We start from the raw sequence: 10,354 nt of genomic DNA, 5'->3' as shown, positions 1-10,354 counted from the left end.
CCCTGAGGTCGGCAGCGGCGGTCATATCGTGCCGCAGTTCCCGACGGTGGGCGCGATCACGAGCGATCTCCGACGCCGCGCGCCAGATATCCGACCTCTGAGTCGGGTGTCATCCGGAAGAATGTCTCGTCCTGGGGCATGAAGACGCGCAACGCGAAGCATGGCCACGGTGAGCGTCCGACGAGATGGTGGCGGTTGCGGACACTGGTATCCGGGCTGTCGTGAAAGAACTCGCCGACATTGATACCCGCGCGGAGCAGTCGCGGCCGGACGTGCGCACGGACCTCCGCGAGAACGTCGGCCGCGGACCCGAGCTGCGTGAATACCACGATGTGGGCGACCCAGACGCGGCGGCCGACCGGTGTGCGGCCGAGTTCTTCCGCCAGCCAGCCAGCCTCGTCCAGCAGGACATCGGCCAGGGCCTGTCGCGGTTGCGGCGGCTGGTCGGAGGCAACGATGGTCAGAGTATTGCGCTCGACGGCAGTGGGCACATATGGGCACAGAGCGCCGGGGCGACCGAGTTTCGGCGCCGGACGACTGACTTGATCACGCACCCATAGTGCGGTGTCCACGGCCCACGGTTCGTAGTTGTCGGGTGCCGCGAGGATTTCAGCGACCGTGTGCCGCGAACGTGACATATAACTCGTGTCCATGCTCGAGCCCTTCCGCATCGGTTGGTGGCCTGTCGATTTCCATCGCACCGAACCGGTGCATGATGACCGAAATCGCGATGATCGATACCGTCCGCACCAGATCCGCTCCGACGCAGGAATGCGCGCCGAAACCGAAACCCAGGTGTCGCGGTGTGATCGGGCGGTCCAGATCGATCTGGTCCGCGTCGCCGAAGACCTCGTCGTCGCGGTTCGCCGCGGATAGCCGTATGCGCACGGGTGTCCCGGGCGCGACCCGAACACCGGACAGCACCGTGCCGTGTATCGCTGTGCGGTAGGTGCTCTCGACCGGCGAGTGACATCGAAGAACTTCATCGACCAGATGCGGTGTTCGCTCGGGGATATCGGCGCGGACGCTCTTTTCGAGCGCGGTATCCCCGGCAAGTGCCGCGATGACACTCGTGAGGAACCGTGCGAGCGGTGTGTGCGCCGCAACCACCAGGGCGTGTGAGATGCGCACCAGGTCCGCCGCGGGCGCGGAATGGGTGACCATCGCCGATAACGAACTACCGTCGGGATTTGCCGAGAGGTCTCCGATGCGCCGGACGAGACAATCACTGAGTTTCGCGGCGCCATCGGCGTGCGTATGCAGTGCCTCGCGGGTAACGCCATCGCCCGACACCACGGTCATGGCATCGATCCACTCGGTGAAATCCCCGCGGTGTTCGCCGGGCACACTCAGCACCTCGGCCAGCACTCGGGTGACCAGCGGTCGGGCAAAAGCGGAGCGGAACTCGACCGGATATCCGGTGTCGATATCGGAGGCCAGCGCATGCGTATGGGCCGTTATCGCCGGAATCAGTGTGCGGACGACCGTCGGCGCGAGACCCCGCACCGCAGTTCGCCGGAGTGCCCGGTGTGGTGTCCCATCGGCGCACACCAAGCTGGTCGGCATGGCCAGCTGACGAATTTGTTCGGCAGTCATATCACCGGCACATCGAGCCACCTGTCGCGCTGCCGCGGGACCGAGGGCCTGACGTGAGGAGAATTCCGCCGGAGAACCCAGGACGGTCCGTGCCTCGGAATACCGAGCCACATCGTGGACAACGTTACCCGGAATGGCCGAAACCTTCGACTTCTGGGCCATACGGATCACCTCGGAGTACGAATTCAATAGTTATCGACAAGCCGGAAGGCGAAGTGGAATAAGGCTGCGGACTGCGTCCTCCACGGCGATTGCAACCGGGACCCTAGCATGACATGTATTGGGGGGCATGCAGTCCCACTGCTGGGAATTATTCCTTGGCCCGCGGGGCGCGGCGCACTGTCTGAGCCAATCGATGGTACGGATATTTACATTTGGCCTGACGGATGTTTCGACCGTGGCGAATCGCCATAATGCCGGTTAATCCGATCGAGCGAAAATCTGCGAGTGAGTTTGTATGCGTCAGAATTATTTCGCTGTAAAAGAGGTTCAGAATCGTGGTTACCTGTCGCCGCGGCCCGGACCGTCGAGTTGTTCCGCCCAGCGGATCGAGGGGCCGCGTGGGCGCCGCGGTGGTGCTCTCGGCGATCTTCAAAGCTGACCGGGCGCGACCTCTCGCGCGCCTGGCGGACCGCCTCTATCTGCGTGCCGCCGTACTCAGCGCCACCATCGAGCCGGGTGAAGAGATCCGACATGCATGCTGAAATAGGTCGCTGTTGGCGGGACTTACGCCGGTGACGCGCCTCCAGGCAGGGACTACTCGATGCCGAGGGTGACTTCGGTGGATTTGATGAGGACTTTGACGCGGGCACCGTCGGCGAGGTCGAGGTCGTCGACGGCATCGCGGGTGATGGAGGAGGTGATTTCGTCGCCTCCGGTGAGTCGGATTCGTACGACAGCCATCGCTTCACCGCGGGTGACCGAGATGACGGTGCCGTCGAGTTGATTGCGGGTGCTCAGTCGCATGGCGGCAACTCTACGCAGCGGTGCGCCCAGTAGGTGGGATGCGCCGCGGATCCGGGACCGCCCGCGTCAGGCTGGATAGGTGTGGATTTCGGTGGCCTTGAGCGCGGCCCACAGCGGCGCTCCGGTCTGCAGGCGCAGCTCGGCGACGGTTGCGGGGGTGACGTCGGCGAGTACGGAGGGGCTGCCGTCGAGCCGGACTCGGGTGGTGTGGGCGTGCTGTTCGAGCCCGATGATGGTGACCGGCCAGGTGTTTCGTGGGCTGCCCGCAGGTTGGTCGAGGTGCAGGCTCACCGCGCTGGGTGGGAACGCGATATGGACTGCGCCCTGGGCTGGTTCGGCCACGGTGAGTGTTCCGCTGTCGTCGAGGTCGACGGTGTTGCCGTGGGCTGTGCCGCGATAGAGGTTGAGGCCCACCAGGTTTGCGACGTAGTCGGAGCGTGGTCGACGGGCGACTTCGCTGGGTGGTCCGGCTTGGATGACGACCCCGTTTTCGAGGATGACGAGGCGGTCGGCGAGCACCATGGCGTCGAGTGGGTCGTGGGTGACCAGCACCGTATGCCCGGTGTAGTCGGTGAGGTGGTGGGCGAGATCGGCGCGTACCTGTAAACGCGTGCTGGCGTCCAGTGCGGCCAGTGGTTCGTCGAGCAGCAGCAGTTGCGGGTCGGTCGCCAGTGCGCGGGCCAGGGCAACGCGTTGAGCTTGACCGCCGGACAATGCGCGTGGTTTGGCGTGGACGTGCTCGGCGAGACCGACCCGGTCGAGCCAAAACTTGGCGCGGTCGCGGGCCACGCGGCGGTGCTGGCCGCGGGCGCGCAGCCCGAAGGCCACGTTGTCCTGGGCGGACATGTGCGCGAACAGCAGGTAGTCCTGGAATACGACGCCGACCGCCCGTCGCTCAGCGGGAATGAACAGCTTCGGCGGTGCGTCCCAAGTGTTTTCGTCGAGACGGATACTGCCACCGGTCAGTGGGGTGAGCCCGGCGAGCGCCCGCAGTGCGGTGGTTTTGCCCGCTCCGTTGGGACCCAGCAGTGCGACGACTTCCCCGGCTGCCACGGTGAGGGTGATGTCGAGTTCGAATTTGTCTCGGGTGACACGTATTTCGGCACCGAGAGTCATACCGCACCTCGTATCCACCGGTCTCGCAACGCCGCGAGGACGACCACCGACACGAAAAGCAGTACCAGGCTGAGCACGATCGCGTCCTCGGGATCGGTTTCCAAGGCGAGGTATACCGCCAGCGGCATGGTCGTCGTCTTGCCGGGGAAATTGCCCGCAAAGGTGATGGTGGCACCGAATTCGCCGAGTGCGCGGGCCCAGCACAGCACCGCGCCCGCGATCACGCCCGGCATGACCGAGGGCAAGGTGACCCGCCGGAAGGTCAGCCAGCGCGATGCGCCGAGGGTTGCGGCGGCTTCTTCGTAGCGGGGATCGGCGCCGCGCAGTGCGCCTTCGACGGAGATGACCAGGAACGGCATCGCCACGAACGCCTCGGCGACGACGACCCCGGCGGTGGTGAAAGGCAGTGAGACACCGAACCATTCATTCAAATGACGGCCGATGATTCCGCGCCTGCCCAGTACCAGTAGCAGCGCGACCCCGCCGACGACCGGCGGCAGTACCAGCGGGACGGTCACCAGCGCCCGTACGAACCCGAGGCCGGGTACCTCACCGCGCGCGAGCAGCCACGCCAAGGGAATACCGAATACCAGGCAGACGACAGTTGCCGAGCTCGCGCACACAAGCGAAAGGCGCAGTGCCTGACCGACTTCGGCGCTGAACAGCCGGTCGGGCACGCTACGCCAAGGCGCGCGCAGCAGGAGCCCGGCCAGCGGCAACAACAGGAACGCCAAGCCGCAGACGGCGGGCAGCACGAGAATGAGCGGTCGCCGCCCGCGTGCTGTCCGCCGTCGCGTCGACGTTCGGGTCACGGGTTGTCGAATCCCGCTTTGGTGAAGACGGCGCGGGCTCGGTCGGACTCGATGAACGTGACGAACGCCGTGGCCGCGGCGGAGTTGGGAGCCTTGGCCAGTGCTGCGACCGGGTAGTCGTTGATCGCCTTGTCGGCCTCGGGGAAGTCGATGCCCTCGACCTTGTCACCCGCGGCCTTCACATCGGTGCGGTAGACGAGCGCCGCATCCACCTCGCCGAGGGTCACCTTCGTCAGCACGGCCTTGACGTCCGCCTCACGGGTGTCGGGCTGGGGATTGACACCGGCGATCTCGAATACGGTCTTGGCGGCGGCACCACAGGGCACCTGTTCGGCGCACAGCGCGATCTTGGGTTCGGTCTTGCCGAAGTCGGCGAGTCCGGTGATATGGCCGGGGTTGCCCTTGGGGACCGCGATTTCGAGGCGGTTGCGCACGAATGTCACCGGCGTGGCGGTGATATCGCCCGCGTCGACGACCTGCTGCATGTTCTTCGGAGCCGCTGAGGCGAACACGTCGATGGGGGCGCCCTGTTTGATCTGTTCTGCCAGCGCCGAGCTCGCGCCGAAGCTGTAGACGACCTTGGTGCCGGGGTGGGCGGCCTCGAACTGCTTGCCCAGTTCGGTGAACGTCTCGGTCAGTGATGCGGCTGCGAATACCGTCACGGTTCCGGAGATGTTGTCGGCGGGGGCTGGGTCGGACGACTTGTCCGATCCGCAGCCGACCAGTGTCAGTGCGACGGCTCCGGTCAGGGCAACTGCACTGAGGGAACGAAACATCCTCATCCTCATCAACTTTCTGGGATTTCGACAACGACATGGGTGGACTTGACCGACGCGACCGCGATGCTGCCGACCTCCAGGCCGAGTTCATCGACCGACTCCCGACTCAGCAGAGACACCAGCTTGAAGGGCCCGGCCTGCATCTCGACCTGAGCCATCACTGTGTCCTTCACGATCCGCGTCACGATCCCGCGCATCCGATTCCGCGCGGAGACGGCCACCGCGGCACCCGGTTCCGGAGTCTCCGAGTTGGCCCGCAGGAATTCCGCCAGCTCACGGCCGCTCACGCCCTTGCGGCCGCTGTCCAGCTGGATCGCGTTCAGTCGGCCCTGATCGATATACCGCCGCACGGTGTCATCGCTGACACCCATCAAAGCAGCAACCTCGCTGATCCGCAGATTCGACACGAGTGGCAGCATATTGCCGTATACACGGAATGCATAGCCCGATGCGCACGCGCCAGCGGATCGCTACTGATACGGATGCGGCGGCTGCGAGCCGCCTCATTCGACGAATACCGCCATTGATGCCGTGAAGCCGTGTAGTGCATTGCGGCCTGCGATGGGGCCGATTTCGCCCGCGGCGAAGAAGCCGGCAAGCGGGATGCCGTCGAGCGCGTCCTCGATCGCGGTGGCGTCGTGGTTCGCGACCCCGAACATCCGCCGGCCGCGTCCGTTGCAGGTGAACAGCAACGCACCGGCGGGGCGTCCGGGTAGGTCCGAACCTGCGTGTAGGAGGGCTGCGCGTAGATCTTCATCTGCCCCGGCCGCGTCGCGGACCTGGAACTGCACGGTTGTGCCGACCTCGACAATTTCGCCGATCTCGATCGCGCCGCTGGATGGGTCGGCACCGAGCAGGCCGCGGATCAGGAAATCGCCCTGCCCCGGCGCTGAGAGATGCTCGTCGACTACGACTCCGATCTGCAGTCCGTGGGTCACCAGTTCCTGTTGGTCGGGTGGCAGCGCCTCGACGATCTCGCGTAATCGCTCGAAGGGTGGGCGGCTGCCCAGTTCGGTGATCCGCGCGCCGCGTGCGCCGGTGACGATATAGGGGGACCCGATCGGTCGGCAGCCCTGCGACACGATGGGGACACCGCGCAGGCCGGGTAGTCGCACGCCCACGGCGCCGGAGGTCACCACCTCGTGGTCGTGGAACAGTCTGCAGCCGCCGGGCCGTTGCGCGCCGCTGACCAGCCCGCCCATCACGGTGGTGCCGGGTAGATCGGTGTTCAGGTGCTCGAGCAGTATGTCGGCCGGGAAGGAGAAGGGGTCGGGCAGCAGCAGATGGAAGTCGCGCGCTGCGGTGTCGAAGCGGTAACCCGCGAGTAGCCCGCCGGCCGCTGTGCGGAGGAAGTCGAGTTGGAAGGTCTCGGCGGCGGCGGGCAATCCGGATGCCAGCCATACCGCGACCGCGGGCTCGTCCTCGATCTCGCGGCGGCCCGCGACGATCGCTTGGGCCACGCATCCGATGAGTGCGGGCACCTGGACGCTGTGGTGGACTCCGGCGAGGACGGCCGCGGCCTCGTCGGTGTGTGCTCGTGAGGCTAATAGCACAGCAAGCGATGGCGTCTCGCCCGCGATCTGATCGCGTGCGTTCGCTGCGGCTTGCGCGCCTGCTTGCCGTGCTCCCGGCGCGGTGGAGAGCCCGACTCCGATCCGCACCCTTCCATCGTAGCGAACCCCGTGGGATCGTAGGTGTTGTTGCCGCACAACACATTTCAGCCGAATCGGATAAACTCACGCGGATGCGGCCGCTACCGCGTCGGAGTGGGATCTACTCCCTGTTGAACCGCGCCCGAACCACCTCCATTTGCCTACGCAACTCCTCTGAGGTGATCACTCCACGATCCATCAGCGTGTGGGCTGTTACCACGACTGATCGGGTCCGTACCGGAAAGTCGTAGTAGATCGTCTCACCGAGTGCGTCCTCGGCCTTGCGGCGTTCCAGGTTGTCCAACGTGCCGCGCCAGGACAGGCATTCGCATGTCGCCTGCATGCTCGACTCCCACGGGTCGGGCTTGCGGTCGAGTTCGGGAAGGGTGCTCTCCCGCCGGGACTCGGGGTCCAGAGTATGCAGGAGGACATCGTAGGGACCGTTGTTCATCGCTGCCCATCCCTGCTCGTGGCGGCCTGGACCTGGTTCGGCGGCGCCTGCGCGGTCCAGTCGACCTGGGGCAGTGCCACGCCGATCATCGTGTCCCGGGTAACGATGGCCGCGAGTTGTTCCTCGGTCCAGCCCTCGGTGCCCTCGGGGCGCATCGGCATCACCATGAAACGGGACTTCTGGTTCGAGTCGTGCACGCGGACCTCGACGTCGGCCGGGAAGTGCAGGCCGAATTCGGCGAGCACCGCACGGGGCCAACGCACCAGGCGCCGACGGTAATTGGGGGTCCGATACCAGTCCGGAGACATACCGAGAACCGGCCGCGGGTAACACGAACACAGCGTGCACACGATCACGTTGTGCACCTCGGGCGTGTTCTCCAGCACGTAGAAGTAGGTGTAGTCGCTCGGTGTTCCGGAGCCGGTCGGGTCACGCCAGTCGATGCCGACTTCCTTGCACGTCTCGGTCCCGTCGGCGAGCAGGCGCGCCTTGAAATCGGGGTCCATCCAGGCCTTCGCGACCAGTTTCGAACCGCCGTGCGGTCCGACCGATTCGGCCCATTCCGAGAACCGTCGGTGGTCTTCCTGTGAGAACAGGCCTTTCTCGATGGCGAGTTCGCGAATCGCGGTCTCCAGGACCTCGAACTCGCTGAGCTCTGCGCTCGTCTGAATCGGTGCGTGCGCCCCGTGATCGTGGGTCTGACTCACTTGGAATCCTCCTCTGCGGGTTCGAGCCAGTGTTCGGACACTTCCGTCTCCAGGGTGTCGACGGCGAAGCCGGTGTATTTGGGCCACAGATCTATCTGGCGGAACCGCACCACGTAGAACGGTTCGAAGCGGCCGTTATCGCGTCCCCACGCCTCGTCCTCCGGAATCACCCACTCGGGCCGGTTTTCGACGACGACACCCGTCCGCCCGCGGGTATAAGCCTGGGTGCGGGTGTGGAACATCGACGTTGCGTCTCGCACCCGGACGCGGTCGCCGATCTGGTACTTCCTGGTCATGTCCGCGCCTCCATCCGTGCGCGTACCTCGTCCAATTTCGCGGACAGTTCGTCCGGTGTGATCAAACCCTTGTTGATCAGGAACTTCGCTGCGACGGTCGCCCAGCGCGCGTAGTAGGGCAGGCCGAAATACAGCGTCGCGCCGAGGTCGTTCTCGGCTCGTCGGCGTTCCTCGGAATTCCATACGCCACGCCAGCCGAGGCATTCACACGTGACATAGGTATTCATCTCCCAGGGTTCTTCGACTTTTTCCTGGTACTCGACCGGCACATCCGGCTGTCCGCCGACGTCGTGCAGGACGTGTCGCAGCGCCGCGAACAGTTCGTTCGAGATCTCGTACGGCGAGTCCAGCGGCTTGCGGAACACTGGAGCGATATCTGCGACGCGGTTTTGAATTTCGTCGAATCGGTTCGGTGAACTCATGAGGTCTCCGTAGTGACGGATCCGATGTCCCCCGACCGGGTGATTGCATACGGCGCGCACCCGGCTATCAGGCGGTCGACCTAGGGCGACTGGTCCAACGGTCTGGCACGGCCGACCTAGCGGCAGGAGTTGTGACCCCTGTCACATTTGCGTGATCTTCTTGGCAACCCTACACGCCAAGATCGTCTTGTTGAAGACGCCGCTCTGGACCGAGTGCTGTGGTTCGTGACAATGACCGGCCACGGATTCGACGGTATCGCCGTGAATGCTCGTGCTACGCAATGGTTTCTGGAGATCGGTGATTCGCTGGGATTCGGCACGGTCGGCCGATGATGTCACCTGGCACCGACACCGATGCCGGCGCTGTCCAGCAACACCTGCGGCGAGGACAATGGCAGACATGACCGAAAGCCACACATTCTCCGCACCGCCGGTGCCGGAAGTCTCCACCGTGGCGGCGGCACTGGAATTGGCCAGCCGCGCTCCCTCGGTGCACAACACCCAGCCGTGGCGCTGGGAATTCGACGGCATCGAGCTGGACCTCTACCGCGACCAGGACCGGCTGCTGAGCGCCGCCGACCCGCGAGGTCGGCAACTGATCATCAGCTGCGGGACGATGCTGCACCACCTGCGCACCGCGCTGGCCGCCCGTGGCTGGCACACCGACATCCAGCGGGTCCCTGATCCGGCGCGCCCCGAGCTGCTCGCCAGTATCAACTTCCGAGTCTGGCCCGATCCGCCGACCAAGGTGGTGACCCGCGCGGCAGCCATAGCGCGCCGGCACACCGACCGGCTCCCCATGACCGCGCCATCGGCGTTCGATGAACTCGTGCACACCGTACGGATGCTGACCAGCCCGCACGAAATCGAGCTCGACGTCCTCGACGACAAAGCCCGCTCCCTGCTCGCGGCCGCCTCCGAGCAAGCCAGCGCTGACCGTCGCTACGACGCGGACTACCAAACCGAACTGCACTGGTGGGCAGGACATATCGGAACCACCGAAGGGGTACCCCCGACTGCGCTGGCCTCCGATGCCGAAGCCTCCCACGTGCCGATTGCCCGCAGCTTCCCGTCGGCCCCACATTCCCAGCGCCGCGGCGACCTCGACGACCAGGCCCGGCTGCTGGTACTGACCTCCACCGCAAACACCGCCACCGACTGGCTGCACACCGGCGAAGCACTTTCCGCGGTCCTACTCGAATGCACCGCCGCCGGATTGGCCACCTGCGCGCTGACCCATATCACCGAGCTGCCCGCCGCGGTCACCGCCATCGAAAGCGCACTCGCCCACACCGGGACACCCCAGGTCATCATCCGCGTCGGCACCGTACCCGCCGATGCCACAGCACCCCCGCCGACCCCGCGCCGCCCGGTCGCCGAAATCCTGACCATCCGCGAAAAGCACCCGGCATCCGCGGACAACCAATCCTGAACCCAACCGCATTTCCCGCCGAACCGGCTGTGCCGCCAGGGATTTCGCTGCCATCGTCGCGGTGAACATCGGCACAACCCGTCGGCTCAGCCGATGACGCTCAGGACCCGCTAGGCCGAAAACCG

At 65.5% G+C, this 10,354-nt stretch carries 13 protein-coding genes; 1 reads left to right on the top strand and 12 read right to left on the bottom strand.

Annotated elements, in window-relative coordinates; translation table 11 throughout:
* Positions 1-56 precede the first annotated feature (56 nt).
* From OG874_RS22035 to OG874_RS21980, 12 genes are all read right to left on the bottom strand, one after another.
* A complete protein-coding gene (locus OG874_RS22035; protein WP_330257004.1) occupies positions 57-638 on the bottom strand; it encodes a DUF6875 domain-containing protein in 582 nt (193 codons plus the stop codon).
* On the bottom strand, positions 610-1,596 hold the full coding sequence (locus tag OG874_RS22030) for a cytochrome P450 (RefSeq protein ID WP_330257003.1): 987 nt from the start codon (positions 1,594-1,596) through the stop codon (positions 610-612). Before OG874_RS22030 ends, OG874_RS22035 begins: the two co-directional genes overlap by 29 nt.
* A gap of 756 nt (positions 1,597-2,352) precedes the next feature.
* Positions 2,353-2,562 carry a TOBE domain-containing protein gene (locus OG874_RS22025; RefSeq protein ID WP_330257002.1) on the bottom strand — a complete coding sequence of 70 codons (210 nt, stop codon included), beginning with the start codon at positions 2,560-2,562 and terminating at the stop codon, positions 2,353-2,355.
* A 66-nt stretch (positions 2,563-2,628) separates the two neighbouring features.
* Positions 2,629-3,678 (bottom strand): ABC transporter ATP-binding protein, encoded by a 1,050-nt coding sequence (locus OG874_RS22020; protein ID WP_330257001.1) that lies wholly within the window; start codon positions 3,676-3,678, stop codon positions 2,629-2,631.
* Positions 3,675-4,490, bottom strand: a complete 816-nt coding sequence (gene modB, locus OG874_RS22015) for a molybdate ABC transporter permease subunit (protein ID WP_330257000.1) — start codon at positions 4,488-4,490, stop codon at positions 3,675-3,677. Before modB ends, OG874_RS22020 begins: the two co-directional genes overlap by 4 nt.
* Positions 4,487-5,266: a molybdate ABC transporter substrate-binding protein gene (gene modA / locus OG874_RS22010; protein WP_330256999.1), complete on the bottom strand. Its 780-nt coding sequence runs from the start codon at positions 5,264-5,266 to the stop codon at positions 4,487-4,489. Before modA ends, modB begins: the two co-directional genes overlap by 4 nt.
* 11 nt (positions 5,267-5,277) lie before the next feature.
* A complete protein-coding gene (locus OG874_RS22005; RefSeq protein WP_330256998.1) occupies positions 5,278-5,676 on the bottom strand; it encodes a TOBE domain-containing protein in 399 nt (132 codons plus the stop codon).
* A gap of 96 nt (positions 5,677-5,772) precedes the next feature.
* Positions 5,773-6,930, bottom strand: coding sequence for an FIST signal transduction protein (locus OG874_RS22000; RefSeq protein ID WP_330254335.1), 1,158 nt, complete (start codon positions 6,928-6,930; stop codon positions 5,773-5,775).
* A 112-nt stretch (positions 6,931-7,042) separates the two neighbouring features.
* Complete coding sequence (locus OG874_RS21995) at positions 7,043-7,372, bottom strand: ScnB (RefSeq protein WP_330256997.1); 330 nt, start codon at positions 7,370-7,372, stop codon at positions 7,043-7,045.
* Positions 7,369-8,079, bottom strand: coding sequence for a thiocyanate hydrolase subunit gamma (scnC, locus tag OG874_RS21990; protein ID WP_330256996.1), 711 nt, complete (start codon positions 8,077-8,079; stop codon positions 7,369-7,371). Before scnC ends, OG874_RS21995 begins: the two co-directional genes overlap by 4 nt.
* Positions 8,076-8,375 carry an SH3-like domain-containing protein gene (locus tag OG874_RS21985; RefSeq protein ID WP_330256995.1) on the bottom strand — a complete coding sequence of 100 codons (300 nt, stop codon included), beginning with the start codon at positions 8,373-8,375 and terminating at the stop codon, positions 8,076-8,078. The genes scnC and OG874_RS21985 overlap by 4 nt, the downstream gene beginning before the upstream one ends.
* Positions 8,372-8,797, bottom strand: coding sequence for a hypothetical protein (locus tag OG874_RS21980; protein WP_330256994.1), 426 nt, complete (start codon positions 8,795-8,797; stop codon positions 8,372-8,374). Before OG874_RS21980 ends, OG874_RS21985 begins: the two co-directional genes overlap by 4 nt.
* A 400-nt stretch (positions 8,798-9,197) precedes the next feature.
* Between OG874_RS21980 and OG874_RS21975 the strand changes: the two genes are divergently transcribed.
* Positions 9,198-10,229, top strand: a complete 1,032-nt coding sequence (locus tag OG874_RS21975; protein ID WP_330256993.1) for an Acg family FMN-binding oxidoreductase — start codon at positions 9,198-9,200, stop codon at positions 10,227-10,229.
* Positions 10,230-10,354 lie beyond the last annotated feature (125 nt).

This window comes from Nocardia sp. NBC_00565, assembly GCF_036345915.1.
Taxonomy (GTDB): Bacteria; Actinomycetota; Actinomycetes; order Mycobacteriales; family Mycobacteriaceae; genus Nocardia.
Note: the sequence above shows the minus strand (reverse complement) of the source record. Positions and strands in the feature narration are given on the sequence as shown.

What these genes read in the sequence shown, in the direction of transcription:
- OG874_RS22035 (WP_330257004.1), bottom strand. Translation starts at nt 638, where the DNA reads ATGTCACGTTCGCGGCACACGGTCGCTGAAATCCTCGCGGCACCCGAC.
- OG874_RS22030 (WP_330257003.1), bottom strand. Translation starts at nt 1,596, where the DNA reads ATGACTGCCGAACAAATTCGTCAGCTGGCCATGCCGACCAGCTTGGTG.
- OG874_RS22025 (WP_330257002.1), bottom strand. Translation starts at nt 2,562, where the DNA reads ATGCGACTGAGCACCCGCAATCAACTCGACGGCACCGTCATCTCGGTC.
- OG874_RS22020 (WP_330257001.1), bottom strand. Translation starts at nt 3,678, where the DNA reads ATGACTCTCGGTGCCGAAATACGTGTCACCCGAGACAAATTCGAACTC.
- modA (WP_330256999.1), bottom strand. Translation starts at nt 5,266, where the DNA reads ATGTTTCGTTCCCTCAGTGCAGTTGCCCTGACCGGAGCCGTCGCACTG.
- OG874_RS21995 (WP_330256997.1), bottom strand. Translation starts at nt 7,372, where the DNA reads ATGAACAACGGTCCCTACGATGTCCTCCTGCATACTCTGGACCCCGAG.
- OG874_RS21985 (WP_330256995.1), bottom strand. Translation starts at nt 8,375, where the DNA reads ATGACCAGGAAGTACCAGATCGGCGACCGCGTCCGGGTGCGAGACGCA.
- OG874_RS21980 (WP_330256994.1), bottom strand. Translation starts at nt 8,797, where the DNA reads ATGAGTTCACCGAACCGATTCGACGAAATTCAAAACCGCGTCGCAGAT.
- OG874_RS21975 (WP_330256993.1), top strand. Translation starts at nt 9,198, where the DNA reads ATGACCGAAAGCCACACATTCTCCGCACCGCCGGTGCCGGAAGTCTCC.